This is a genomic window from Terrisphaera buseokensis (genome assembly GCF_047521145.2).
In the GTDB taxonomy this organism is placed as follows: domain Bacteria; phylum Verrucomicrobiota; class Verrucomicrobiia; order Opitutales; family Opitutaceae; genus ER46.
Genome location: NZ_CM134186.1, coordinates 6,914,031 through 6,940,308, shown reverse-complemented (window position 1 = coordinate 6,940,308; position 26,278 = coordinate 6,914,031). Strand labels below are relative to the sequence as shown.

15 protein-coding genes are annotated in these 26,278 nt (G+C 66.8%); 10 read left to right on the top strand and 5 right to left on the bottom strand.

Annotation, left to right across the window (positions count from 1 at the left end):
* The first annotated feature begins 142 nt into the window (after positions 1-142).
* From ACLJEU_RS26020 to ACLJEU_RS26005, 4 genes are all read left to right on the top strand, one after another.
* Complete coding sequence (locus tag ACLJEU_RS26020) at positions 143-2,023, top strand: hypothetical protein (protein ID WP_414661080.1); 1,881 nt, start codon at positions 143-145, stop codon at positions 2,021-2,023.
* Between the two features lie 155 nt (positions 2,024-2,178).
* The gene (locus ACLJEU_RS26015; protein ID WP_414661081.1) at positions 2,179-3,171 is read left to right on the top strand and encodes an aldo/keto reductase; all 993 of its coding nucleotides are present in this window, start codon (positions 2,179-2,181) and stop codon (positions 3,169-3,171) included.
* 246 nt (positions 3,172-3,417) lie between these two features.
* Positions 3,418-5,940 carry a DUF7133 domain-containing protein gene (locus tag ACLJEU_RS26010; RefSeq protein WP_414661082.1) on the top strand — a complete coding sequence of 841 codons (2,523 nt, stop codon included), beginning with the start codon at positions 3,418-3,420 and terminating at the stop codon, positions 5,938-5,940.
* 321 nt (positions 5,941-6,261) lie between these two features.
* Positions 6,262-7,050 (top strand): fumarylacetoacetate hydrolase family protein, encoded by a 789-nt coding sequence (locus ACLJEU_RS26005; RefSeq protein ID WP_414661083.1) that lies wholly within the window; start codon positions 6,262-6,264, stop codon positions 7,048-7,050.
* A 370-nt stretch (positions 7,051-7,420) separates the two neighbouring features.
* Here the strand turns inward: ACLJEU_RS26005 and ACLJEU_RS26000 are convergent, their stop codons facing one another.
* Positions 7,421-10,882 (bottom strand): DUF7133 domain-containing protein, encoded by a 3,462-nt coding sequence (locus ACLJEU_RS26000; RefSeq protein ID WP_414661084.1) that lies wholly within the window; start codon positions 10,880-10,882, stop codon positions 7,421-7,423.
* 342 nt (positions 10,883-11,224) lie between these two features.
* On the opposite strand from ACLJEU_RS26000, the gene ACLJEU_RS25995 reads away from it, so the two are divergent.
* Positions 11,225-12,841 carry a peptide ABC transporter substrate-binding protein gene (locus tag ACLJEU_RS25995; RefSeq protein WP_414661085.1) on the top strand — a complete coding sequence of 539 codons (1,617 nt, stop codon included), beginning with the start codon at positions 11,225-11,227 and terminating at the stop codon, positions 12,839-12,841.
* Between the two features lie 170 nt (positions 12,842-13,011).
* On the opposite strand, the gene ACLJEU_RS25990 is transcribed toward ACLJEU_RS25995, so the two are convergent.
* A complete protein-coding gene (locus ACLJEU_RS25990; RefSeq protein WP_414661086.1) occupies positions 13,012-13,821 on the bottom strand; it encodes a TrmH family RNA methyltransferase in 810 nt (269 codons plus the stop codon).
* A 34-nt stretch (positions 13,822-13,855) separates the two neighbouring features.
* The gene (locus ACLJEU_RS25985) at positions 13,856-15,556 is read right to left on the bottom strand and encodes a hypothetical protein (protein WP_414661087.1); all 1,701 of its coding nucleotides are present in this window, start codon (positions 15,554-15,556) and stop codon (positions 13,856-13,858) included.
* 222 nt (positions 15,557-15,778) lie between these two features.
* Here ACLJEU_RS25985 and ACLJEU_RS25980 point away from each other — a divergent pair, with 222 nt between their 5' ends.
* The 4 genes from ACLJEU_RS25980 to ACLJEU_RS25965 all read left to right on the top strand — a co-directional run bounded on the left by ACLJEU_RS25980 (position 15,779) and on the right by ACLJEU_RS25965 (position 21,259).
* On the top strand, positions 15,779-17,002 hold the full coding sequence (locus ACLJEU_RS25980) for a hypothetical protein (RefSeq protein WP_414661088.1): 1,224 nt from the start codon (positions 15,779-15,781) through the stop codon (positions 17,000-17,002).
* A gap of 149 nt (positions 17,003-17,151) precedes the next feature.
* The gene (locus tag ACLJEU_RS25975; RefSeq protein ID WP_414661089.1) at positions 17,152-18,507 is read left to right on the top strand and encodes a Gfo/Idh/MocA family protein; all 1,356 of its coding nucleotides are present in this window, start codon (positions 17,152-17,154) and stop codon (positions 18,505-18,507) included.
* A gap of 179 nt (positions 18,508-18,686) precedes the next feature.
* Positions 18,687-19,829 (top strand): YncE family protein, encoded by a 1,143-nt coding sequence (locus ACLJEU_RS25970; protein ID WP_414661090.1) that lies wholly within the window; start codon positions 18,687-18,689, stop codon positions 19,827-19,829.
* A 152-nt stretch (positions 19,830-19,981) separates the two neighbouring features.
* Positions 19,982-21,259: an outer membrane protein assembly factor BamB family protein gene (locus tag ACLJEU_RS25965; RefSeq protein ID WP_414661091.1), complete on the top strand. Its 1,278-nt coding sequence runs from the start codon at positions 19,982-19,984 to the stop codon at positions 21,257-21,259.
* Between the two features lie 284 nt (positions 21,260-21,543).
* Here the strand turns inward: ACLJEU_RS25965 and ACLJEU_RS25960 are convergent, their stop codons facing one another.
* Positions 21,544-22,725, bottom strand: a complete 1,182-nt coding sequence (locus tag ACLJEU_RS25960) for a pyridoxal phosphate-dependent aminotransferase (protein ID WP_414661853.1) — start codon at positions 22,723-22,725, stop codon at positions 21,544-21,546.
* Positions 22,726-22,993: 268 nt separating this feature from the next.
* Complete coding sequence (locus ACLJEU_RS25955; RefSeq protein ID WP_414661092.1) at positions 22,994-24,517, bottom strand: oxidoreductase; 1,524 nt, start codon at positions 24,515-24,517, stop codon at positions 22,994-22,996.
* A 310-nt stretch (positions 24,518-24,827) separates the two neighbouring features.
* On the opposite strand from ACLJEU_RS25955, the gene ACLJEU_RS25950 reads away from it, so the two are divergent.
* Entirely contained in the window at positions 24,828-26,174 is a 1,347-nt protein-coding gene (locus tag ACLJEU_RS25950) for a Gfo/Idh/MocA family protein (protein ID WP_414661093.1), read from the top strand.
* Positions 26,175-26,278 lie beyond the last annotated feature (104 nt).

Below are 26,278 nucleotides of genomic sequence, written 5' to 3'. Positions count from 1 at the left end.
GCCGGGCGACGGAAAAAGGGTAACGTGGCGGTTGGGATCGGCGTGGAGGCGAGGCGGCTCTGGGGTGGACGCGCCACGCCCCCACGTCGTGTGGAACCTTTCCGGTTTGCGCTGGGGGCGAGGCGGCCGCTAACAACGCGCTGTGCCGCGCCCCACTTTCGCGTCCGCGTTCTGCGCCGTCCTCTTTGCTTTCGTCCTGGCGGGTTGCGCGCATGTGTCCGATCCCGCGACGAACGCGCCGGCTCCGGCGTCGACGACGTCGCCCGCTGCGTCCAAGCCCGGTCCGGGTCGCGGTCAGCCGCGCGATGCGTACGTCTTGCTTTCGGGCGGCGGCACACCGCTGAGCAACAACTACTCGCAGTACCTGCAGGCGCGCGCGATCGCGGCGTTCTTCGGTCGCGAGTGCCCGCCGGATGCGACGTGGGTGTTCTTCGGCATCGGCAATCAGGAAGGCGTGGCGCCGATTCTGGCGGACGCACGGCGCGAGGTGAAATCCGACGGCCTGCTGGTGCAGTCGTGGCTGCCCGGCGCGCTGCCGCGCAACCGGCCCGCGACCAAGGAGAGTTTCCTGAAAGCGCTGCGCGAGGAAGTGCTGCCGACGGTGCGCGACGGCGGCACCTTGTATCTATTAGTTGGAGACCACGGCGAACTCGCGGGCACGGGCGACAAACGCGAGAGCGCGATCACGCTGTGGCAGTTGAAACGCGGCCGGCGCCGGGCGGGCGGCTGGTATTCGGACGACAAGGAAATCCTCGGCGTCGCGGAACTGCGCAAGGTGCTCGAGGAGGGACTGGGCCGGGGTCGCGTGGTCTTTGGCATGACGCAGTGTCACTCGGGCGGCTTTCATGAACTGGGCGTGGCCCGCGACATGATCCCGCCGCGCGAGTGGTTTGCCACCGCGCCGCCGGCGTGGGCCACGGGCACGGCGCCGGGCGTGCGGTTGCGCGTGGCAGGTTTCACGGCGGTCGACGAAGCCTCGCCGGCGTCGGGCTGCGACGCCGATCCGGATCCGGAACGCTGGGCCGGCTATGAACGCTTTCTGCCCGAGGCGCTGCTCGGACTCGATCTGATGACCGGACAGGTGCGCGGCCCCGGCGTGCGTTCGCTGGCGGCGGCACACGAGGCGGCGACGCTCGTCGATCATACCATCGATCTGCCGCGCGCGACGTCGGAACATTATCTCGAGGCGTGGGCGCGGCTCGTGGAAACGAAGCTGGCCACGACGCTGAACGTGACCAGCTGGACGCAGCAGGCCGTGACGGCCTTTCAGCGCGCGGTCGATCGCGGCACCGCGCCAGCCAACGATCCGGCGTTGCGCGAGCGGCAGGAGCAGTTCGCGCGCTTCACCCAGCGGCTGGTCGACCAGGTGCCGGCCGCGAAGGAACTCCTCCTGAACGGATCGCGCCAGCAACTTCAGGCCGCGATCACTGGCCGCGGCGAACGGAGTGGCGCAAGCGGCGGCGGTGCGCGGGGCGGACGTCGCGGCGCGCTCGCCGAATCGCGCAAAGTCTGGAGCGAGACGCTTCGACCCGCGTGGAAGACCGCGCTGCTGGCCGGCAAGGTGCCCGGGCTCTCGAGCGACGTCGTGGCGTTTGAAAAGCAGCTGCTGGAACTCGAGGACGGCGGCCGCGAGCTCTTCCTGCCGCGGGGCAACGACGACACGCCGCTGATGAACGAGGTGTATTGGAACTCCGGTTACGCCGAGCCGGCCACGCTCAATCGCGTCAAGGCCGAGGCCGTGGCCCGGTGGGGCGCGAGCCGGCGGCCGCAGATCATCGCGTGGGCGAAGACACAGCCCGACGAACGCGTGCGCGCCGCCGCGGAGAAGATCGGCCCGGGCCCGGTGCATGCCGAGGAACCGGTGCGGCCGCTGTCGCGGAAGACCGCGGCCGAGCGGGTGCTGTTTTACCGCCGCGTGCTCGCCGCGTGGGAGTTCCTGATCGCGATGGACGCGAAGACCGCGCTCGCCGAGGTGCAGATGTTGATCGAGTTGGAGCGACTGCCGTTGCGGCCGGGGATCTGAGATTTGAGATCTGAAGCCCTGGGGGTTGGGATGTTCTGGGACCGCGACCGCCCCCGGTCGCTTCCGAGCCCATGCGACCGGGGGCGGTCGCGGTCCCATTCAATCCATTCCCGTATGCTTGCCCGGCGCGGTGCCGTCACTCACGTTGGCCGCTCATGAACACCCGCATGTTTGGATCCACCGGCCGCACCCTCGGCGAAGTCGGTCTCGGCACCTGGCAGCTCGGCGCAGGCTGGGGCAATGTGTCGGAGGAAACCGCGCTCGCCACGCTGCGCACGGCGTTCGAGGCGGGCACGACGCTCTTCGACACCGCCGACGTCTACGGCATGGGGCGCGCGGAAAAACTGATCGGCCGCTTCCTGCGGGAAACGCCGGCGGCCCGCGGGAAAATTTACATAGCGACCAAGCTCGGCCGCTTCTCGCCGCCCGGCTGGCCCGCGAACTTCACCCGCGACGGCATCCGCCAGCATACGGAGGCGTCGTTGCGCCGGCTGGGCGTGGATGCCCTCGATCTCACCCAGTTGCATTGCGTGCCGTTCGACGTGCTGAAGCAGGGCGAGGTGTTCGAGCACTTGCGCGAGTTGAAACGCGAGGGCAAGATCCGCGACTTCGGCGCGAGCGTCGAATCGATGGAGGAAGCCGACTTCTGCGTGCGCACGGAGGGCGTCGCGGCGCTCCAGATCATCTTCAGCATTTTCCGGCAGAAGCCGATTCGCACGCTCTTCACCGAGGCGAAACAGCGCAAGGTAGCGCTCCTGATCCGGCTGCCGCTCGCCAGCGGGCTGCTCGCGGGCAAGTTCACGCGGGCCACGACCTTCCCGGCGAACGATCACCGCAATTTCAACCGCGACGGCCAGCAGTTCAACGTCGGCGAGACGTTTGCCGGCCTGCCCTTCGAAAAGGGCGTGGAGCTGGCGGACGCGTTGAAACCCATGGTTCCCGCCGGGATGACGATGAGCGACTTTGCGCTCCGCTGGTGTCTCGATTTCGACGCCGTGAGCGTGATCATTCCCGGCGCGCGCAATCCCGAGCAGGCACTGGCCAACGCACGCGTCTCCGGCCTGCCCCGGTTGAGCACGGCGTTGCACGCGCACCTCGTCGATTTTTACACCCGCGACGTCGCGGCGCACATCCGCGGACCGTATTGAGGCGGGGCGGAGCTCATACTTTCGCCCGCGAATCACACGAATCACGCGAAGAATTAAACCGGTCCAGGGAGAGAGCGTGACATGCCGGAGGCTTTTTTTCGTGTGTTTCGCGTGATTCGCGGGCGATCCCGGTTCGCCGTCTACGCAACAGTCGCTTGCCGGATCCGTTGACACCCTTTCGTTACCCTGAACGTCTTGCGCGGTCTGCCCACCCACATGTTGCGACCACTTCGCCTCCTGCCCCTGTTGACTCTCTCCCTCGCGCCGCTTTGCGCCCAAAATGGCGATCGGCGCGGCGAAACCCAGCAGCCGCTTCCCGCTCACATCAAGGTCCCGCCGGCGCCCGTGCGGACGCCCGCGGAGGAATTGGCCACCTTCAAACTGGCCCCCGGTTTTCGCGCGGAGCTGGTCGCGTCGGATCCCCTCATCGGCGATCCGATTTCGATCCAGTTCGGGCCTGACGGCCGGCTCTGGGTGCTCGAGATGCGCGGCTACATGCCGAACGCCGACGCCGAGGGCGAACGCGAGCCGGTGTGCTCCATCGCGGTCCTGACCGACACCGACGGCGACGGCCGCTACGACAAACGCCTGGTGTTTGCCGACAAGCTGGTGATGCCGCGCGCGATTTCCCTGGTCGGTGACGGCCTGCTCGTCGCCGAACCGCCGAAGCTGTGGTTTCTCCGCGATACGAATGGCGACGGCGTCGCCGACGAGAAAACCGAGGTGGCTGACGACTACGGCAACATCACCAACCCCGAGCACAACGCCAACGGCCTGATGTGGGCGATGGACAACTGGATTTACTCGGCCAATCACACCGTGCGCCTTCGCTGGCAGGGCAACGGGAAGTTTGCCCGCGACACCACCGTGACGCGCGGCCAGTGGGGCATCACGCAGGACGACGCCGGGCGCATCTATTACAACAGCAACAGCGATCCGCTTCGCCACGACGCGCTGCCCACGGCGTATCTGAAACGCAACCCGACCTTCGCCGCCACCGGTGCCAATGTCGCCGTCGTTCCCGGCAACCTCCGCATCTGGCCCGGACGCGTCACCCCCGGCGTGAATCGCGGCTACCAGATTCTGGATGAGGAAGGGAAAATCACCTCGATGACCGCGGCCTCCGGGCCGGTCGTGTATCGCGGCACGCTGCTGCCGGCGGAGTTTCGCGGCGATGCGTTCGTGCCCGAGCCGTCGGCCAATCTGATCAAGCGAATCAAAATCACCGAAAAGGACGGCGCCATCACCGGCGCCAATGCCTACGAAGGCACCGAGTTTCTCACCTCGACCGACGAACGTTTCCGCCCGGTCAATCTCTTCAACGGTCCCGACGGCGCGCTCTATGTCGTCGATCTCTACCGCGGCATCCTGCAGCACCGCATTTACCTGACGTCCTTCCTGCGCAAGCAGGTCGAGGAACGCGGACTGGACAAGGGCATCCACCTCGGCCGCATCTGGCGCATCGTGCCGGACGGCGCGCCGAAGGCGGTCTTCGACACCGGGCTGGCGCGGGCGTCGACCTCCGAGCTGGTGAACCGGCTCGGAGACGGCAACGGCTGGGTGCGCGACACCGCGCAACGGCTGCTGGTCGAGAAACGCGATGCCGCGGCGACCCCGGTGCTGCGCTCCGCGGCGCTCGACGCCCGCCGGCCGGCGGCGGCCCGGCTGCATGCGTTGTGGACGCTCGACGGGTTGGGCGACGCCCTGGATCGCGCGACCGTGCTGGCGGCGGTGCGTGATTCCGACGCCCGCGTGGCCGCCGCCGCCGTGCGCGTCGGTGAACGATTCCTCAAGCAGCCCGGCAGCGACGCCGAACTCGTCACGGCTCTTGCCGCGCTCGTATCGACGCGGACCGAACCGGCTCTCCGCCTGCAGCTCGCGCTGTCCCTCGGTGAGGCCAAGACGCCGGAAGCGGATCGGGCGCTGCGCGATCTCGTGCTGGTCGCGGGCCGCCAGCCGTTCCTGGCCGACGCGGTGATCAGCGGCATCGCCGGCCGCGAGAACGCGCTCGTGGAAGGCCTCGTCGCGGGCGCGAAATCCCTGGAGCAGATCGGCGACGTGCTGCGTTACGCGGTCAGTGCGATCCTGAAATCAGGCAAGGCGGACCGCATCGAACGGGTCATGGAAATCATCGGCGCGACGGTGACGCCCGAGTGGGCGCGCGTGCCGATGCTGGCCGGCGTGCGGCACTTCCTGCCCAAGTCGCCCGACGGAAAATCATTTCCCGGCATCCTGCCGGCCGAGCCGAAGGCGCTCGTTGCGCTGGCCGCGCGGACGGATTCGCCCGCCGCCCCGATTGCCGGCCAGCTGGTCGCGTTGCTCAAGTGGCCCGGTAAACCCGGACAGGCGACGGCCGCCGTGCGGCCCCTGTCCGCCAGCGAGCAGAAGCTGTTTGACCAAGGCAAGGCGCAGTTCGCGGCGCTGTGCGCGGCCTGTCACCAGCCCAACGGCCAGGGCCTCGCCGGCCTCGCGCCCTCGCTGATCTATTCGCGCTGGGTCCTGGGCGACGCTCGCATCCTGTCCCGCATCGTACTGAACGGAAAAGTGCAGGAGAACCTCGTCATGCCGCCGTGGAAGGCAGCCTTGAACGACGACGGCGTGGCTGCGGTGCTCACGTTCATCCGCCGCTCGTGGGAGCACGACGCCGACCCAGTCTCGCCGGCAGTGGTTGCCGAAGCGCGGGCCGCCACGGCCACGCGGCTCGAGCCGTTCAGCGACGCCGATCTGCACGAGCTCGAGCAGTCGCTCGGCCGCCGGCGGCGCCAGTGAAGTTCAGCTGTTTGCCGGGTGCTCTCACCCCGCGGGTTGTCAGGATCGAATGGACCGTGGGGTGAGGGCCCTCCGCCCACAGCGCACAGTGGCAGCACTTCAATGGGGTCTGCGCGAGTGCAACGTGCAACAGCCTGACCCTTTATTGAATCGACCGGAGCCCGGGGCTTGGATTGTAATGCCGGCGCAGGAACGCCTGCGGCGTGTATGCGTCTCGCGACGATTCTTCCCCGTGCTTCCCTCGAGCCGGTCCCGGTGGCGGGCGCACCGGATGGCACTTGGATTGAGCTGGCGGGATTGATTGGGCGCGAGGCGCCGCGCATGAAGCCAACGCTCCCGTGGCTGATGGCGCACGACCGGCCCAGCCCGGAACGCATCGCGTCGTGGAAGGGCCCGCGCTATCGCGAGAGCGAATTCGCGTACCTGCCACCCGTGGTGCGCCCGCCGGCCTTCCGCGATTTCGACGCGACGGCCACACCCGGCGGTACCGCGGTCGATTCGAGGGCGGAGCCCGCATTCTATTTTTCGAATCCGACCACGCTCGTCGGACATCGGGCGTCGGTGCATGCGCCCGCGGGCAGCACCGAACTGGATTTCGAACTCGAGCTGGGCGTGGTCATCGGTCACGGCGGGATCAATATTCCGCGCGCCCGCGCGTGGGAGCACGTTTTCGGTTTCACGATCCTCAACGATTTCAGCGCGCGTGATGTGGAGCGACGCGAGCGCAGTGCGGGATGTGGGCCGGCCAAGAGCAAGGACTTCGCCACCGCCGTCGGCCCGTGGCTGGTGTCGCGCAACGTCTTTCACGATCGGGTCGACGGCGAGACGCTCACGCTCGAAGTGTGCGGCCGCGTGAACGGCCACGAAATCTCACGCGGCAACCTTGCCCAGCTGCGTCATTCCATCCCGAGTATGATCGAGCGGGCCTCGCGTGACGCCGAGTTGCTGCCCGGCGATCTGATCGGCACTGGCACCGTGGACGTCGGCAGCCTCCGCGACCACGGCCCGGCCCGGAACGGCGGCTGGCTCAAACCCGGCGACGTCGTCGAGCTGGAGGTCGAGCGCATCGGGATCCTGAAAACGTCGATCGTCGCGCGCCCTGCCCCCTGAGCCGGCCACGGTAGCGCGGGCATCCTGCCCGCAACTCCGGCCGCAGTCGGCCGCACGGCGTCGCCTCACGCGTGGCCGAAACGGAGGATCGCCCGCGAATCACGCGAACGGATACGAATGGGAAAATCCCAACGCGCTCGCACTCGTCAGCAAATCTGACGCCGTGCGGATGGATTTGTTTTCATACCCATCGCCCTTTGCTTTTGGACCTCCTGATCAATCGTGGCTGCGAGCGCCAGCGAGTGGCCGACCGACCACTCGCTGGCGTTCGCAGCCACGGCTAAAGGCATAGAGCGATTGGTACTGCCTCTGGATTCGCGTCGGTCCGCGTGATTCGCGGGCGACGGAATTGCTTTGCTCCGAGCTCCGTTTACTCCGTCTTCGCCACCGGCGGCAGGCCGCGGAGCGCGCGGGGCTTGTTGGCATCGAGCCGCGTCTCCTTGTCCTTGAGGCTGACGAGAAACTCCACGACGTCGCGGAGCTCGGTCGGCGTGAGAATCGTGCCGTAGATTTCCGGCATGCCGGAGGGCGCACCTTCGCGTTTCGCGATGTCGGAGGTCTTCACCTCGACGAGCTGGTTGTCGGTGTTGCGCAACGTGAGCAGCGTCGCGGTCTCGCTCGCGACGATGCCCGCCGCCGAGCTGCCGTTCTTCAACGTCACCACAATCGTGTCGTAACCCGTCGCGATCTTCGCGTTGGGCTTCACGATGGCTTCGAGCAGATACTCGCGGCTGGCCTTCGCGCCGATCTCGGCGAGGTTCGGGCCGGCATCGCCGCCGTCACCGCCGGCGCGATGACAGCGGATGCACGCGAGCACGGGCTGCGTCTCGAACACCCGCCGGCCGCGCGTCGCGTCGCCACCGACGAGCGACACCTGAAACGGCGCGAGCGGATCGGGATTCTTCGCGATGGCTTCGGTGCGGGCCGTGAGCAGCGCCTTGATTTCGGGCGAATTGCGGCGCGAGGCGGCATTGACGAGCTCGAGCTGCACGGCCGGCGGCACCTTGCCGGCGGCAAGATCGCGCAACTGGGCGGCGAGCAGCGTATCCGCGGTGGCGTGACGCGAGAAGCCGAGCGTGCGGAACGCCGTCTTCTTTTCGTCGATCGTGCCGTTGTTGACGAGATTGGCGACCACCGGAGCGGCGGCGTCGGGCGAGAGCCGCGACGCGATCGGCAGGGCGGCGAGACGCAGCGTGGAGTCGGACGACGCACCGGCGAGCTTAACGGCTTCGGCGAGATGAGTGTCCTTGGTCTTGTCGAGCGTCGCGAGCGCGGCGGCGCGGGTGGCACCGGTTTGCTGCTCATCCCGCACCATGGCGAGCAGGGTGTCGGAAGCGCCGGCGACCTCGAGTTCGCGCAACGCGGCGAGCGTCGCGGACTGAACGAGCGACGGCGTGCCGGGCGCGAGCAGCGCGGCGGCGACGCCCTCGAGGGCCTTCACGGGCACGGCGCGATCGCGGGTCTTCGTGTCGAGCGGGCGGAACGTGCCGACCAGCCGGTCGCGTTGCAGCGGCTTCGGCCACTGGGCGAGCTGGGCGATGGCCTCCGCGCGGGCGCGCGCCGGAGCGTCAGTGCGCGCGGCGTAGCGGGCGAGGGCGGCGGCGTTCTCCGCCTGACCGAAACGGAAGTGGGCGTTGATGGCGCGGAAGGCCACCGGCTCATCGGTGATCGCCTTGTCGATCAGCGCGGCGAGCGCCGGCATCGCGTCGATAATCGGCGCGTCGTTGATCGCGATCGCAGCTTCGCGGACGAGGTAGGCGTCGGCATCGTTCAGGAATTTCGCGACCACGGGATCCTTCAGGCGGCGAAACGCCAGCAGCACGCCGAGGCGGACGGCCGGTGCAGGATCGGTGATCGCGGCCGTGAGGGTGGCGGTGGCCTTGCTGCCAACGAGGCCCATGACGAGGGCGTGACGCAGCGTGGCGTCCTCATTGTTGTTGGCGCGCAGCGCTTCGAGGAGCGCGGTGGCGATGCTCGTGAGGCTCGGGTCGCCCGCAGGCAGGCTCGTCTTGGCGAGACCCTGTGCGGCGAAGAATTTCACGCGGTTGTTCTCGTCCTTGAGCGCGGCGACAAACGCCGGCACGTCGGCGCCGGCGATGTTGTGATCGCCGATCACCTTGAGCGCCTGGGCGCGGACTTCGGCGTCGCCATCGCGCAAAAGCGGGCGGACGGCGGCGAGGGCTGCTGGAGACGTCGCGGCGAGCTGGCCGAGGCCCCAGATGGCGTGCCGCCGGGCGAGGGCGGGGGCGGTGGCCGACGTTGCTACGGCAGAGAGCACCGGGATGCTCGCGGCACCGCGTTCGGCGAAGGTGAACTGCGCTTCGAGCCGCACGCGCCAGTCGGCGTGGCCGAGGAGGCGGGCGAGCTCGTCGTTGGCGCGCTTCGTCCAGTCGCCGCCGATCAGGCTCTTCGTTTCCAAGGCGGCGGGACTCTTTTCCTCTTTCGCGTCCGAGATCGCGTAGATGCGGCCCTTCTTCGACTTCGGCCAGCCGTTGGACCAGTCGGACGTGTAGAGGCGGCCATCGGGACCGAACTTGATGTCGGTGGGCAGCGCGGACGTCAGGAACGGCTTGGCCTGATCGATGGCGTAGCTCGCGCCCTTGGGCTTCAGGGTGTAGGTGTAGACGCCGCTGCTCGAGACGGAGCCCTTGAAATGCGTGATGAAAATGTGGCCGGCGTACGACGGATTCAGTCCGGTGCCCGGGTAGTATTCGATGCCGGACGGGCCGTCCTCGATGTTGCAGATCGGCGGGACGATGTAGGCCGCCTGGCCGTCGTGCCGCGGGTGCCAGAGGCGCTCGAGGTTCCACGGGCCGGCCTTGCCGAGCGGCGCGAATTGGTAGCCGACGCGCCAGCCGCTGTCGCCGCCCTGCACGACGTGCACGAGGCGTTCCTCGTCGCCATTGTCGCAGTCGTTGTCGCCCGTGAGCAGGTCGCCAAATTCGTTGAACACGAGCGACTGCGGGTTGCGCAGGCCGGAGGCGAACAGCTCCATCTGCGTGCCGTCGGGGTTGCAGCGGAACACCGCACCTTCGTCGGGCACCGAGATGACGCCGCCTTCCTTGGTCTTCACGGTCGCGCCGCGGTCGCCGTTACTGAAGTAGAGTTTGCCGTCGGGGCCCATGACGAGGCCGTGCAGATCGTGGCCGGTGAAATTGAAACGCACGCCGTAGCCGCGGCTGATTTCGGTGCGGGTCTCGGCTTTCGCAGTGCCGGTGAAGGCCCACACGCTCGGGATGTTGGTGAAGTAAACTTTGCCGCGGCGGGCGAGCACGCCGGAGCCGATGCCGTCGAGCGGCGAGTTGAAGCCGTCGGCGTAGATCGACGACTTGTCGGCGACGCCGTCGCCGTTGGTGTCCTCGACCAGGCGCACGACTTCGCCCTCGATGGAGAGCTCCTTTTCGCCGGCGGGGCCGAAGGCGCGTTTGATCAGTGCGGCGCGGTCCTCGACGGTGCGGCACGCGAGCTCGTCCTCGAGCATCCACATGTAGTCGCGGATATCGAGGACGCTCGAGCGGTAGCGATAGGTCTCGGCGACGAAGATGCGGCCTTTCTCGTCGAAGTTGAACGCGACCGGATTCGCGAGCATCGGCTCGGCGGCCCAGAGTTTCGCGGTGAGGCCCTCGGGCAGCTTCATGCGCTTCAGCGCCTGCTCGCCCTCGTTGGAGGCCTCGGCGACGTCGGGCTTCGCGAGGCGGGTGCCGGCGTCGCGGATTTTGCCCGTCGTCACGGGCTTGCCATCGTCGTCATCGGCCTCGGCGGCACGCAGGAACGGAGCGGTGAAAACGGCGGCCGCCAGCAGGGCGACGCGGAACACGAGCGGGTGTTTCATGGGGAGCCGAAAAGCTAGGAGGGGATCCGGCCGTGGCAAGTCGGGTCGGCGGGGAAAAGGTGTCCGGATTGTCCGGCTCGATGTCGTCCACTACCCATCGCCCTTGGTTTTTGAACTTTGGCCGTGGCTACGAGCGCCAGCGAGGGGTGGTTCGGCCACTCGCTGGCGCTCGTAGCCACGATCGATCACGAGGTCCAAAAGCAAAGGTCGATTGGTATAAGGTTGGGCGCAACCGCTGGGCGCGCCGGACGGTCCCGCCCTCCCCGCCGAGACGTAGGGAAAGACCTTTGCCAGCTTGTGGTGCGTCGTTTCCCGCCCAAACCTGCTGCCCGAGCTCCCACGATGCCGCACTGCCACCCCGCCTTCCTTTTTATTCTCGGCGCGCTTGCGCTTCTGACCGGCTGCGGCCGCCGCGAGACGGCGGTGGAAGCAGGCCGGCGCACGCAGACCCTGCATTGGAATGTCAGCGCGGAGCCGCGCGATTTCGATCCGCATACGACGACGCTGGCGAGCGATGGCGTGGTGATGCGGGCGGTGATGGAAGGCCTCGTGGAGACCGATCCGGTGAAATGCACGCCGGTGCCGGGCGTGGCGGAACGGTGGGAGACGTCGGCCGATGGCCTGACGTGGACCTTCCATCTGCGCGCGAACGCCCGTTGGTCGAACGGCGATCCGGTGACTGCGCAGGATTTTGTCTTCGCGTATCAACGCATCCTGTCGCCGGCGCTGGGCGCGGAGTACCGGGATCAGTTTTATTGTCTGAAAAACGCGCAGGCGTTTGCGGCGGGCAAGGTCAGTGACTTCGGCGCGGTCGGCGCGCGCGCGGCGGATTCACAGACGCTCGTGCTGACCCTCGAGCGGCCGCTGCCGTACCTGCCGTCGCTGGTGTCGCAGCCGTGCTGGTTTCCGCTGCACCGCGCCACGATCGAGAAATACGGGCGCATCGATCAACGGGGCACGGCGTGGACGCGCCCGGGGAATCACGTGGGCAACGGCGCGTTCGTATTGAAGGAATGGTCACCGGGCCGGCAGGTGCGGGTCGCGCGATCCGAGACGTATTGGGATCGTGAACACGTGCGGCTGCGCGAAGTGGTGTTCTATCCGATCGAGAGCACTGCGGTGGCGGACTCGGCGTACCGCGCGGGCCAGTTGCACGTGACCCACGGGTCACCGGAAAAGATCGTGGCGTACAAGGCCGAACCGAAGATGGCGGCGCACGTGCAGGAGGGCATGGTGCTGGAGACGGCGTTCTTCCGGCTCAATTGCACGAAGCCGCCGTTCAACGACGTGCGCGTGCGGCGGGCGTTGTCGCTCGCGATCGATCGCGAGGCCCTGGCGCGCCGCGTGGTGCAGGCGGACACGGCCGCGTATTCGCTCACCCCCCCGGACTGCGCCGGCTACACGGCCGCACGCACCCTGTCGCTGGATGTGGCCGAGGCCAAACGCCTGCTCGCCGCGGCGGGTTTTCCGGGCGGCCAGGGGTTTCCCGCGCTCGAGCTGCCGTTCTATGTCTACTATGGCAGCGAGCAGCCGGTGGTGGAGGCCGTGCAGCAGATGTGGCGGGCGAATCTCGGGATCTCGATTGCGCTGGTGAAGCAGGAGTCGAAGACCGTCGTGACCGCGCGCAACACCGGCAACTATCACCTGCTCGCCGGCAAGTGGCTCGGCGATTACCTGGATCCGGTCACGTTTCTCGAACTCATGGTCACCGATGGCGGCAACAACCGCACGGGCTGGTCGAACGCGGCGTACGATCGTCTGCTGGCGGACGCCGCCGCGACCCAGGACACCGCGACGCGTTTCGCGCGGCTGCGGGAGGCCGAGGCGCTGATGCTCGCGGAGACGCCGCTGATTCCTCTCTATTTTCAGCCGCAACGCGTGTTGCGCCACCCGGCCGTGAAAGGCTGGCACGTCAACCTGCTCGACGTGCACCCGCTGAAGGGCGTCGCGCTGGAATAGAGACGGGGGGCGAGAAGTTGAGAGCTGAGGGTTGAAAGTTCGATCCGGTGGATCGGATGGATTGGTGGGACCGATGGGACCGGTGGGACCGCGACCGCCCCCGGTCGCATCCGGGCCGTAGCGACCGAGGGCGGTCGCGGTCCCACAATCCGTCCCTGCAGTTGCTCCGCTCAGCTCTCAACTCCTCCGCCCGCGCGGCGCAGGTTGTCGCACACGATCGCCGCCGCGACCGCGGCGTTCAGCGACTCGGCGTGACCGTAACGCGGGATCGTCACGAATTGCGTGACGCGTCGCTTCACGGCGGCGGAGAGGCCGCGGCCTTCGCTGCCGATCACCACGACGGCGTCGCGCAACGCGGTCAGCCCGTGCACATCGCTGCCAGCGAGATCACAGCCGATCACGGGCACGGCCGGCGCGGCGGCGGCGAGGTCCGTGAGCGTGGTGCCGAGCTCGGCGGTGTGCGTGACCACCCGCGCGAACGAACCCATGCTCGCGTTGATCACCTTCTGGTGAAACCGATCCGCGGAGTCGGGCGACAACACGACGCGGTCAAAGGCGAACCAGTCGGCGATGCGCAGCAGCGCGCCCACGTTTCCGGCATCCTGCACGCCGTCGAGCATCAGCGTGAGCCCGCGGGTGAGGGCGTCCGCTGTCAGCGGCGTGTGGGTGAGCTGACCGACGGCCAGCACCGACGCCGGCGTGGGAAAGTGACTCGCCCGCGCCATCTCCTCCCGCGTGATCGGTTGCACGCGGAGCGAGGTCGTGACCGCGACGTCGCGCGGATCGCGCCAGGCGTCGGTCGCGTACAACTCCACCAACGGAAACTGCGCGGCGAGCAGTTCGGCCACGACCTTCTCGCCCTCGATCACGAAAAGGCCGAGCGCTTCACGCGTTTTCTTTTCGCGCAGTGATCGCAGACGGTGGAGCTCGGCCTTGGTCAGCACGGCCGCATGCTCGACCCGGTCAATCGCCGGTGGCAAGCAGTGCCTTGCCGGGGCCGACGATCATGGGTTTTCAGGGGGAGCCCGAGAAGTGGACCGCCATCGCGTCACCGCCTGAGGCAAGCGGGAGGCGGTGGTTGAGCAGCTGGAATTCGGGGCCGGTGGGGGTGATCACAATCACACCCACCTCGAAGTCCTCGGCGGGCAGCGCGGCGCGTTCGATGACGGCGCGGAATCCCGCGCGCCGCCAGCCGGGTTCGTTGTACGCCTTCGCCACATCCGGACGCTGCAAGGTCACCGTCGAATAGATCCGCTGGGTCCGGTTTGAACGGATCAGGACAAACACCTGGTCGCGTTTGGACTCGAGGCCGCGAATCATGGCCCAGCCGCCGACGGTGACGGCCCGATCGTTCACGACCACTTCATCCGCATGGGCGATGATGCGGGTGCTGGGAGTGGCCGGCGGCAGCGCGGTCTCGTGCGAAACGGCTGGCAGCGTGTAGACCCCGCGGGCCTCGGCCTGCCGGAGAATGATGTCGGCGTGCTTGTCGCGCGGATGCAGCCGGGTGATCCCGCGACCGTCCTGGCCGTACTGCATGAACGAGGTCGCCGCGCGGTCACGCACCTCGACGTAGCCTTCGGCGATTGGCGCATAGCGGATGTTTGCGGTGACGTTGAATGCCGCGAGCGCCGGGATGAGACAAATCAGCAGCCGGTACGGCCGGGTGGCCGGGGAGGCCAGCTCCAGGAGTTGAAAAATCAGCAGCGCCCATGCGAGTGACCCCAGGACCAGGTAGCGCGAGTTGATTTCAGGACCGGCGAGCTCCGAACGGCCGTAGGCGATGAGCGCGAGTGCACCGACGGCGAAGAAGGCGCTGAACATCGCGACCGGTTCACGCGCCAGACCACCGCGCGTCATCAGAATGCCCAGACCGACCAACAGCAGCAGACCGGGGAGCGGCGCCAAACCGGCGTTGCCCAGCGTCAAAGGCCCGCCCAACAGCGCGAGCCAGTAAACGATGATGTGCGACGCTGATAGCGCGGCCCCTCCGGCGATCTGGTGGGCGGGATTGAATTCAAACCCCTGCAGGAACAGCACCGCGGTGAGCATTCCGGCGACGCTCCAGCCGGCGAGGGCGGACCAGCGCCGTTGGTGAGCCAGCAGCAATGCCCCGACCGGCCAGACCACCGTGCCCTGCGCGAGCGTGAATGTGGCGAGCACGCCCAGCACGCCGGCACCCCAGACGCTGCGGGTTGTGCCGGCAGCCAGGGCGGCGATCGCGCCGACCCCCAGCATGACCACCTGGAAGTGATCGATCGAGGCACCGGACCATAGGAAGTTTTCGAAGTGTTCCAGTTGGAACATGACAAACGCGAGCACGACGCCCAGCCGCACCCGGCGCTCCGTGCCCTGCACCGCGATCAGGAGCCAGGTGCAGGCGCCGACCAGGAACAGATTGCCGATCGCGCCGATGATGTGGAAGTTGATCGTCCCGGTCAGCCAGTAGCTCGCCGCGAAGATCAGGCGGCTCGTGACCATCCGGTGCTCGTTGTTGACCACGAAAAACCGGTGCAGCAGCTCGTTCCAGTCGGCGCCGGCGTTGATGCGCAGAATCAGCGCCAGCGCGGTGTCGAACTCGTCCCAGAACACGATGTTCCGGCTTGCGCTGACAATCGTCATCCCCACGTAGAGCACCGGCACCGCGGCAAGGAGCATCCAGCCGAGCAGGACGCTGCGGCGGGTTGTCTTGTGCACAGTCAGGGACGGAAACATGGAATCAGGCGGCGCGGCGGCCGGGTTGCGCGCGGTGAAGCGGACGGAAAACCAACCACGCCGGGACCGTCGTGCAAGGGGAGCAGAGTAACAAATTGTTCAGGTGATTTTCTTGAAGCCGGCACGACGCGTGCTTGGCGGCAAAGTTGCTGCTTTCGTGCGGTTGTAGACGGAAGCCGGCAAAAGATTGCGTGAGTTGCGAAAGGTCCCACGCTGCGGCGGATGAAACGTTTTGCCCCGTTCATGCTGTTGCTGGCGTTGTGTTTTGCCGTAGTGGCTCCGTTCGCGGCGGCGGCCGCCGCGCCGGCACCGGCTGCGGCTCCGGCTCCGGTGAAAAAGGACAGTTCGCCCGCAGCCTCGATTGCCACGGCCATCTCGACGGTCACCGGCATTGCGATTTCGCCCCTGCTGGGCACCGGGGCTTACGGCGCTTACAAGTGGTGGGCGGCCAAGGATGACACGGCGCGCGCGGCGCTGCCGTGGTACGCGCAGGTGAAGTTCTGGCTCCCGGCGCTGCTGCTCGTGGGCGTGTGCGCGTTGAAGGACTCGATTGGCGCGGTGGTGCCGCCCGGGTTGAAGAAGCCGCTCGATGTGCTCGAGACGATCGAGAACAAGTTCAGCGGCCTCGTGGCGGCCGGCGCGGTGGTGCCGTTCGCGCTCGATACGATGACCAAGATGGTGTTCGGCGGCGCGCCGACCGCGGCGGCCCCGGTGCTGGCGCACACGGGCGTGGCGGCGATTCAGTTCGCGGCGTTCGACGTCACCTGGCTGCTCAATCTCCTGACCGTGCCGTTCGGCGTCGCGGTCTTCGTCGTGGTGTGGCTCGCGTCGCACGCGATCAACGTCCTGATCCTGCTGAGTCCCTGGGGTGCGATCGACGCGGGTCTCAAGGCCGCGCGCACCGCGCTGCTCGGGTTGATCACGCTCACCTCGACGATGAATCCCACCGTCAGCGCGGCGCTGTCGATTGTGGTCATCATCATTTCGTATTTCCTGGCGGGCTGGGCGTTTCGCCTGACGATTTTCGGCACGATCTTCTCGTGGGAGTTTGTCACGCGGCGTCGCACGCGGTTCACGCCGGCGGCAGGTGAGAACAAGGTGTTCGCCGGCGCGCATCTCCCCGGCGTGCCGGTGCGGTCGTTCGGCCGGCTGGTGAAGCGGACCGACGACGCGGTGGAATTTGTTTACAAGCCCTGGCTGGTTTTTGCGCCGCGGGTGGTCGTGGTGCCTGGCGCCGCCCGCACGCTCTCGGTTGGCAGCGGCGCGATCTTCTCCGACATCGTCGACGCCGAGGACCGCACGCTCTTCACGCTCCCGCCCCGGTATCACGGGCACGAGGAGCGGGTCGCACAGGTCTATGGTTTCAAGGACGTCCACCCCATCGGCCTCAGCAAAGCCTGGAGCGAACTGCGCGAAATGCTCGGCGGCCGCGCGGTGAAGGCGTGAGGGGTGGCGGAGAGGTTGAGAGTTGAGGGTTGAGAGTTGAGTGATCGGGCCGCCGCCACGAGGTTTGGAAAGACGTTAACCTGAGACGCCCTCATTCTGATTTCTCCCTCAACTCTCAGCCCTCAACTCTCAACCTCCCGGCCACCCCCATGAACCGCCGCACGTTTCTCCACACCACTCTCGCGGCCGGTACGCTCGCGAGTCTTCAGATCCGCGGTGCCGATAAAATCGGGCGCAAGCATCGCACCGCCCTGGTCGGGGCCGGCTGGTGGGGCGGAAACATTCTCGGCGAGGCCATGGCGAGCGGGGCGTGCGAGATCGTCGGGATCTGCGACGTCGATCAGCGCCAGCTCGATCCGACGGTCGAGAAGGTCGTGAAGCTCAGCGGCGACCAACCGCGGAAGTACCGCGATTTCCGCGAGCTGCTCGCGAAGGAAAAGCCGGAAGTCGTGATCGTCGCCACGCCCGATCACTGGCACGCGCTGCCGACGATTGCGGCAGTCAAGGCCGGCGCCCACGTCTACGTTGAAAAACCCACCGCGCACACCATCGGCGAAAGCCAGGCGATGGTGAAAGCCGCGCGCACGCACCAGCGCGTGGTGCAGGTCGGAACGCACCGCCGGCTCGCGCCGCATCTGATCCGCGCGCGCGATTTCATCCGTGCGGGCAAGGCGGGGCAGATCGGGCTGATTCGCTGCCATCTCAATCTCACGGGCGGCGGCCCTGAGCAGGCGCTGCCGACGGTGCCCGTGCCGCCGGAACTCGACTGGGATTTCTGGTGCGGTCCCGCGCCGCTGCGCCCGTTCAATGGCGGCGATCCGCGCCAACCCGATCAGGGCGCGGGCAACCGCGGGATTCATCCGCGCGGTCACCGCATGTACTTGGATTACGCGAACGGCCACCTCGGTGACATCGGGGTGCACTGGTTCGATCAGGTGCTGTGGATCACCGGCGAAAAGGCGCCGCGCCGCGTGGCGTGCACCGGGGGCCGGCCGATCAAGGGCGCGCCGATCTTGACGGCCCGCGAACAGACCAGCGACGCGCCCGATCACCAGGTGGCGCAGTTTGCGTTCGAACAATTCACGATGACGTGGGAGGCGCGAACCTTCGGCGGCAATCACGCCGAGAAAGGCGAGGCGGCCGGCACGTATTTCCACGGCACGAAGGGCACCGTGCACCTCGGCCACAAGGGCGGCTGGCGGTTCTACGCCAACGAGGGCGGAGAGCCGACGTTCGACGCCGCGCAACTCAACCAGCCCGACGCCCAGAGCATCCGCGAGTCGTGGGCCGATTTTCTCGACGCCATCAAGACCGGCCGCCGCCCGGTCAGCGACATCGAGGAGGCGCATCGCTCGTCTGTGTGTTCGCTGCTCGGCATGATCAGCTACAAGGTCGGTCGCAGCGTCGAGTGGGACGCCGCGAAGGAACAGATTGTCGGCGACCCCGCGGCGAACCAGCTGCTCCGGCGGGAATATCGCAAGGGCTGGGAGTATCCGGTCGGCTGATGCGCGTGAACTCTTGCAGTTGAGAGCTGAGAGTTGAGAGCAAAACCATGGGTGAATTCCGATCGGAAGGTTGATTGCCACCCGCGGCCGCCAGATTGAACTCTCAGCTCTCAACTCAAGACTCTCAGCTACATGATTCCGGCCTGAGTCCCGACCGGCGCCGCAGGAAACTTTACCCCATGAAAACCACCCCTCGTCCGTCTCGCCGGGATTTCATCCGCACTGCCTTGGGCACCGCTCTCGGCGGCTCCCTGCTCCTGTCTGCCACGTCCGTCGCTGCCGCGACGAAGTCCCCGGGACGCCGGCTGCTGTACGTCGCCGTTCCCGGGATTCGAAACTATCTGGAGCGCGGCGGTCACGGTGTGCTCGTGTTTGACCTCGATCGCGGCCACGCGTTCGTGAAACGCATTCCGGCGCGCGGACTCGGCGCCGACGGCAAGCCGCTCAACGTGAAGGGCGTCGTCGCCAGCGCCGCCACCGGGCACATCTATGTTTCGACGCTGCAGTTCCTGACCTGCATCGACCTGCGCACGGAGAAGATTGTGTGGGAAAAAGCGTATGAAGGCGGCTGCGATCGGATGGCGCTCTCGCCGGACGGGAAGGTGATGTACCTGCCGTCCCTCGAGAAGGATCACTGGCATGTGATCAACGCGCCCACGGGTGAGATCATCAAGCGGATCGATATCAAGGCCGGCGCGCACAACACGGTGTACGGGCTCGACGGCAAACAGGCCTACCTCGCCGGCCTGCGTTCCGCGGCGCTGCGCGTGGCCGACACCGCGACGCACACCATCGTGCGCGAAGTGGGGCCGTTCACGGCGGCGATCCGGCCGTTCACGGTCAACGGACGGCAGACGCTGTGTTTCGTGAACGTGAACGGGCTGCTGGGATTTGAAATCGGTGATATCAAGACCGGCCGGATGCTGCATCGCGTCGAAGTGCAGGGCTTCAAGCCGGGCGTGCCGAAGCGTCACGGCTGCCCGAGTCACGGCGTCGGTCTCACCCCCGACGAGAAGGAAGTCTGGGTGTGCGATGCCGCCAACCAGCGTATGCACATTTTCGATGCGACCGTGATGCCCCCGAAGCAGGTCGCGAGCATCCTGGTGCGCGATGACCCGGGCTGGATCACGTTCAGCCTCGACGGCAAATACGCGTATCCGTCAACCGGTGAGGTGATCGATGTCGCGACGCGAAAGATCGTCGCGACGCTGAAGGACGAGACCGGCGCCGACGTGCACAGCGAGAAGATCGTGGAGATCCATTTCGACGGCGACACGCCGGTGCGAACCGGTGATCAGTTCGGCCTCGGTCGCGTGCGGTGAGGTCCGGGAGCGTCCTGGACCCGGGAGCGCAGGCGTCCCGCCTGCATCGAATTCGCGATCGAGCAGGCGAGACGCCTGCGCTCCCGTGAGAAGATGACCCGGATGGGGATTGCGCCGGCGTCGCGCCTTGGTATCCCGCCAGCGTGCCCCGCATGAGACCCCACGCCCTGCTTTCCGCCTTCGTTGCCCTGTTCCTCGGCGGCTGCGCCACGTCGTCCAACTGGCCGCAGTTTCGCGGCCCGACGGGCCAGGGCGTCGCGGAGGTGAAGGGCGTGCCGTTGCAATGGACCGAGACGCAGCACGTGAAGTGGAAGACGCCGATCCACGGCAAGGCGTGGTCGTCGCCGGTCGTGTGGGGCGAACAGGTGTGGCTGTCGACTGCCACCGAGGATGGTCGCGAGCTGTTCGGCGTGTGCGTCGATCGCCGCACGGGAAAAATCCTCTTCGATCAGCGGCTCTTCACGATCGCGACGCCGCAGTATGCGGATCGGTTCAACAGCTACGGCTCACCCACGCCGGTGATTGAGGACGGGCGCGTGTACCTCACGTTCGGTTCCGCCGGTACCGCGTGTCTGGATACGGCGACGTTCAAGGTGCTGTGGGAGCGCACGGATCTGCCGTGCAACCACTATCGCGGGGCGGGTTCCTCGCCGACGTTGTGGCGCAATCTGCTGATCATGCATTTCGACGGGTCGGACGTTCAGTACATCACCGCCCTCGACAAGCTCACCGGAAAGACGGTGTGGAAGACGGATCGCTCGATTGATTTCCAGGATCTGACGCCAGAGGGAAAACCGATCCGCGATGGCGATTTCCGCAAGGGCTTTTCGTCGCCGCTCGTCATCGAGCACGAGGGCCAGCCGCTGCTGATTAGCAGCGCTTCGAAGGCGACGTATGGCTACGAGCCCGCCTCCGGAAAGGAGTTGTGGCGGGTGGAGGAACGCAAGCACCACTCGGGCAGCGTGCGGCCGGTGTATGGGCACGGGCTGATTTTTGCCGCGACGGGTCTGGGCAAGGGCGAGATGTGGGCGATCCGGCCCGGCGGCCGTGGGGTCGTCACGGATACGCACGTGGTGTGGAAGGTGGCGAAGGGCGCGCCGAACCGGCCGTCGCCGGTGCTGGTGGGCGAGTGGTTGTTCATGCTGAACCAGGACGGCGGCGTGGTGACGTGCCTCGAGGCAAAAACCGGCAGGGTGATCTGGAGCGAGCGGCTGCCGGGCCTCGGCAATTATTCCGCCTCGCCGGTGCTGGCTGCCGGCCGCCTGTATTTCTGCAACGAGAACGGCCAGACCACGGTGATCGAAGCCGGCCCTCAGTTCAAAGTGCTCGCGGAAAATATCCTCGCCGACGGCTTCATGGCCTCGCCGGCCGTGGCGGGCAAGGCGCTCTACCTGCGCAGCAAGACCGCGCTCTATCGGATCGAAGAGTGAGGGGCGTGATACCAATCGCTCTTTGCCTTTGGACTTTAGCCGTGGCTACGAGCGCCAGCGAGTGGCCGAACAGCCACTCGCTGGCGCTCGTAGCCACGATCGATCCAGAAGGCCAAAAGCAAGGAGCGATTGGTATGAGCGGTGAGTGCTGCCGCTCCAGAGATTCGGACCACGGATGACGCGGATTGCGCGGATGGTTTGATCCGCGGCAGCGGTGAAATCTGCGGTCCAGTCCCGGCAGGTCGACCGCTGCGGTGGTGTCGGTTGAGCCCTGGCGGGCGAGCCTATTTCGCCGTTTCTGTCGCAATCGCCCTCAGCCCGCGCACCAGGCGTTCGATTCCCTCCGCGGCGATCTCCTTCGGCAACGCACCGTACGCGACGCGGAGGTGACAATCGTGCTCGAGGCCGAAGGCGCTGCCCGGAATGACCGCGATGCCGTGTTCGCGGATCAGCCGCTCGGCCACTTCCAGTGCCGGCCGCGTCGTGCGGGCGCGCACGAGAAAGTAGAATGCGCCCTGGGCCGGCGGCAGATCGCAGCAGCCTGAGGCGGAGAGGGCGCTGAGTTCCCGGTGCACGATCGACCGCACGTCGATGATGCCGCGCAGCTGTTCGCGGACGTACGCGGCGCCCGCTTCCAGCGCGCCGATGGCCGCGTACTGGGAAATGACCGGCGGGCAGATGAGCAGCGTGTCCTGCACCTTGCGCATCGCGGCTTCGAGGCGCGCGGGGTAGACCGCGTAGCCGATCCGCCAGCTGGCGAAACCAAAGGACTTCGAAAGCGAGAACAGTGAGATTGTGTGCGCGGCGCTGCCCTCGGCCGCAGCCGGTGACACGTGCGTCGCGCCGTCGTAGGTGAAATGCTCGTACGCCTCGTCGCTGATATGAAACACGCCGCGGGCGGCGCAGAGCTGGTTGACGGCGCGAAGCGTGGCGGCGGGGTAGACGGCGCCACTGGGATTGTTCGGAGACACCGTCACGATCGCGCGGGTGCGGGGCGTGATGGCGCGGCTCAGGGCGTCGAGATCGAGCTGGAACTGAGCGTCGGTCGGCACCAGCACCGGCCGGCAGTTCGCCATTGTGACGGCCATCTCCTGGTTGAAGTAGTACGGCGTCGGCAGGATGAACTCGTCGCCGGGATCGGCGATCGCGAGCACGACGTTCATGAACGCCTGGTTGCCGCCGGCGGTGACCATCACGCGGTTCTCCGCTCCGACGCGGATCGCGTTTTCCGCGGCGAGCTTCTGTTCGATGCGCGCGACCAGCGCCGGAATGCCGGCCACCGGCTGGTACTTGTGGTTCGACGGCTCGGCGAGGAATCGTGCGATCTGCGCCAGCGCGCCGGGCGGAGGGCCGTAACCGACCACGCCCTGCCCGAGCGAGAGTGTGCCCGGGCAGGCGCGGATCAGATCCGCGATGACGGGAATGATCGGGGACTGAACCGCGCGGAGGCGCGAGGATTCCTGCATGGGCAGCCGGACGAGCGAAGGGAAACCGAACTTGGGCGGATCGGGCGGCTCAGCCGGTGTCATGCAGGTGAAGGTTGAAAGGTGAAAGTTGAAAGACCGGAAAGACCAATCACTGTCGAGCGGGCTCGAATGCAGTCGGGCACCAATCGGTGAAGACCTGCCTCACTCTGGGACCGTTGGCTGCCGCTCGTGATGGGGAGCTTTCAACCTTCAACTTTCACCTTTCAACTGAAAGTTCCGGCTCAGCTCTCAACAGTCTGAGTTCGGTTCACGCGCCGACGGCTTTCTTGATCGTCTTCAGCTGCGCGAACTCCGGCTTCGCCTTGTAGTAATCGTCGAGCGGATAGCAGCCGCTGATGAGACCGTTGCGCGGACCGGTGGTGCAATCGCTGAACGTGCGGCAGATGAGCTTCGGCGTGAGCGCGCCCTTCGTCGTGGCGTCGGCCAGCATCTCGGGATAACTGAGCACCACGCGACCGAGGCCCACCATGTCGGTCCAACCATGGGCGACCGCGTACTGCGCGACGTGCGGCAGGTACTCCTGCAGGTAGCTGTAGGCGGTGCCGATCATCACCGGTACCTGGCGCGTCGGGTGCGCCGCGCGGGACTTGACGGCGTGTTCCTTGAGCTGGCGGACGACGTTGATCTGGCGGGCCACGTCGATCAACGGATCGTGCGCGGGCTGGTAACCGTCGCTCGGCGGATACGCGGCGGGCCGCTGGATGTGCGGATTGTAGTAGGGCGAGCCGGCGCTGAGGTTGAGAATCTTCACGCCCAGCTCGCTGCACAGATCGACGAAGCGAAACGTCTCGGTGAGATCGTAATCGATCGGGTTATCCGGCTTCACGCTGAAGCCGTACGTGTAGGGCAGGCAGTGCGAGTAGTCTTCCGGAATGCCCGGGCCCAGCTTGCCGGGTTCGGCGCGGGTCGGATCCGGTTTGAACGGGACGAAGTCAAACGCGCTCAGGCGCACGCCGATGTCGATCGGGTTCCCGTCGGCGCGAATGCCCGCGATGATGTCGCGCAGGATCCGCGTGCGATTCTCGAAGCTGCCACCGTATTTGCCCGGCCGCGTGTACGCGCTGAGAAATTCGTGCAGCAGGTAGCCGTGGCAGTGCTTGATGTCGACGAAGTCGGCGCCGACCTCGCGGGCGATCTTCGCCGCGCGGATGTAGCACTGGATGAGCTCGTCGATCTCGGCGTCGGTGAACACCTGCGCGTCGCTCGTGACGTTGAACTTCCGGTCGAGGATCGGGTGGCGGTACGCCACGCGCGGCTCCATGCGCTTCTTGTCATTCGGTTTGCAGAACCGACCCGAGTGCGTGAGCTGGAAACCGATCACGAGATCGTCCGCCGTGCCGTATTTCTCACGGTGGGCCTGCGTGAGGATTTCGCGGATTTCCGCGATGTCGCGCTTGTTCTGTTCGACGATGATGAGCTGGTTCGGATTCGCGCGACCGTCGGGACGGACCGCCATCGCCTCGCCGCCGTAGATGACCTTGGCCCCGCTCAACCCGAAACGCTGCCAGCGGCGGCGCACTTCGTCGGTCGCGCCGCCGGTCGTGGTGGCGTCCCAGCCTTCCATCGGATGAATCGCCCAGCGGTTGCCGATGCGCTTGCCGTTGACGATCACATCAGGGACGGGCTGCGCGAGCGGCGAGCCGGGACCGGACGCGATGGCGTCATCGCACGGCAGGTTCAGGCCGAGCGACGCCAGGTGTTGGCGGAAGTCGGCGACCGTTTTCAGCGCCGCGAGGCGGGTCAGCTTGAAGGGGGCAGGCGTGTTACTCATTGGCGTGGGATTGGGGCGTGATACGAGTCCGGTTTTGGTCCGGTGGAAACTGGATTCTTTGGGGGACAGTCGGAAAACGCCGGAGACTTCCGCGGTGCAGGCCGCCTCGCCCGCGGCCACGTGAAGCTCGCGGCCGAGACCGGCCCGCCGGTTTGTCGTCTGTTAGATGACAAACTTGGCGGGGAGTTCGGGCGGTTCGCGGGTGGGTCAGCACAGGGGTGCTAATCACGGCATCCATCCCGTTGCATAGCTGTCGCGACGCGTGTGGCGGCGTTGACCCGCGGGTGGCGGGGCCGCAGCCTTTCGTAGCATGAACCCCGCGACTCGCCCCCTCAATCGCCGTCAGTTCCTCACGTCCGCCTCCGTCACCGGCGCCGGATTGTTGATTCTCCCGAGCACGACGCTCTTCGGCCAGGCCACCCCGAGCAAGAAACTCAACGTGGCGCTCATCGGTGTCTGGGGCCGCGGCCTCGCGCACTACAACGTGCTCGCCACCGAGAACGTCGTGGCGCTCTGCGACGTGAACGAGAACCGGTTTGCGGACGCGCTGAAGAAATTCCCGGGCGCGAAGACCTACGTCGATTGGAGAAAGTGTCTCGAGCAAAAGGGTCTCGACGCCGTCGTGATCTGCACTGCCGATCATTCGCACGCGCACGTGGCGATGTGGGCGATGAACCGCGGGCTGCACGTCTACTGCGAGAAGCCGATCGGCATGAGCGTCGAGGAGTGCCGTCTGCTCCGCGCAAAATATCTCGAGCTGAAGGGCAAGATTGCGACGCAGGCCGGCACGCAGCGGCACGCGCTGCCGAATTTCGCGCGGGTGCGCGAACTCGTGCGCGACGGCGCCGTCGGCGAGTTGAGCGGCGTGTTCGCGTGGGGCAATCGCCAGCTGCGCCGGCCGGGTTATCTGCCGGCCGAAGGGACGCCGCCGAGCACGTTTCATTATGATCTATGGACCGGGCCGTCTCCGCTTCACCCCTACAATCCCGGTTACTTCTCCGGCGGTCCGGGGGCGAATTGTCTCCAGTGGAACATGTATTGGGACTTCGGCACCGGCCAGGTCGGCGACATGGGCAACCACACCATGGACCTCGCGTGGAACGCGATCGACGCCACGCTGCCGACGTCGATTGAGGCGAAGGGCGAAGCGTTCAATCCCGAGGTGACGCCGGTCGAGCTGACGGCGCACTTCGATCATCCGGCGAACAGCTGGCGCCCGGCGATCCGCGTCAGCTGGTATCAGGGCGGACACCTGCCGACCGCGCCGAAAAATTACATCGACCTGAACAAGATCGGCCACGGTGTGATGTTCAAGGGATCGAAGGGCGTGCTCGTGGCGGACTTCAACACGCGCATGCTGATTCCGTCGGGCGACGCCGACCTCACGTACTACAACCGGCGGAGCAAGGAGCAGGTCACGCCGCCGATCGGCGATTTCCAGGAGGAGTTCTTCAAGGCCTGCAAAGGCAATCTCAAGACGTCCTGCAATTTTGACTACAACGGCCTCATGACCGAGCAGATGGCGCTCGGCCTCGTGGCGTACCGGGCGGGCAAGAAGCTCGAGTACGATGGCAAGGCCGGCCGCGTCACGAACAGCCCCGAGGCGAACGCGCTGCTGAAGCGCGAGTATCGCGCGGGCTGGCCGTTGAATGGCTGAGGGCGGCGGGGCGGGGAGCAGTTGAGAGTCTCGAGTTGAGGGTTGAGAGTGGCGTCCGGAGTTCCGAACTTCTGAAAAGAGGATCGGATCTCACTGCTTTTCTC

What these genes read in the sequence shown, in the direction of transcription:
- ACLJEU_RS25965 (WP_414661091.1), top strand. Translation starts at nt 19,982, where the DNA reads ATGAGACCCCACGCCCTGCTTTCCGCCTTCGTTGCCCTGTTCCTCGGC.
- ACLJEU_RS25985 (WP_414661087.1), bottom strand. Translation starts at nt 15,556, where the DNA reads ATGTTTCCGTCCCTGACTGTGCACAAGACAACCCGCCGCAGCGTCCTG.
- ACLJEU_RS25995 (WP_414661085.1), top strand. Translation starts at nt 11,225, where the DNA reads ATGCCGCACTGCCACCCCGCCTTCCTTTTTATTCTCGGCGCGCTTGCG.
- ACLJEU_RS25980 (WP_414661088.1), top strand. Translation starts at nt 15,779, where the DNA reads ATGAAACGTTTTGCCCCGTTCATGCTGTTGCTGGCGTTGTGTTTTGCC.
- ACLJEU_RS26000 (WP_414661084.1), bottom strand. Translation starts at nt 10,882, where the DNA reads ATGAAACACCCGCTCGTGTTCCGCGTCGCCCTGCTGGCGGCCGCCGTT.
- ACLJEU_RS25960 (WP_414661853.1), bottom strand. Translation starts at nt 22,725, where the DNA reads ATGCAGGAATCCTCGCGCCTCCGCGCGGTTCAGTCCCCGATCATTCCC.
- ACLJEU_RS25950 (WP_414661093.1), top strand. Translation starts at nt 24,828, where the DNA reads ATGAACCCCGCGACTCGCCCCCTCAATCGCCGTCAGTTCCTCACGTCC.
- ACLJEU_RS26015 (WP_414661081.1), top strand. Translation starts at nt 2,179, where the DNA reads ATGAACACCCGCATGTTTGGATCCACCGGCCGCACCCTCGGCGAAGTC.
- ACLJEU_RS25970 (WP_414661090.1), top strand. Translation starts at nt 18,687, where the DNA reads ATGAAAACCACCCCTCGTCCGTCTCGCCGGGATTTCATCCGCACTGCC.
- ACLJEU_RS25975 (WP_414661089.1), top strand. Translation starts at nt 17,152, where the DNA reads ATGAACCGCCGCACGTTTCTCCACACCACTCTCGCGGCCGGTACGCTC.
- ACLJEU_RS25955 (WP_414661092.1), bottom strand. Translation starts at nt 24,517, where the DNA reads ATGAGTAACACGCCTGCCCCCTTCAAGCTGACCCGCCTCGCGGCGCTG.
- ACLJEU_RS26005 (WP_414661083.1), top strand. Translation starts at nt 6,262, where the DNA reads ATGAAGCCAACGCTCCCGTGGCTGATGGCGCACGACCGGCCCAGCCCG.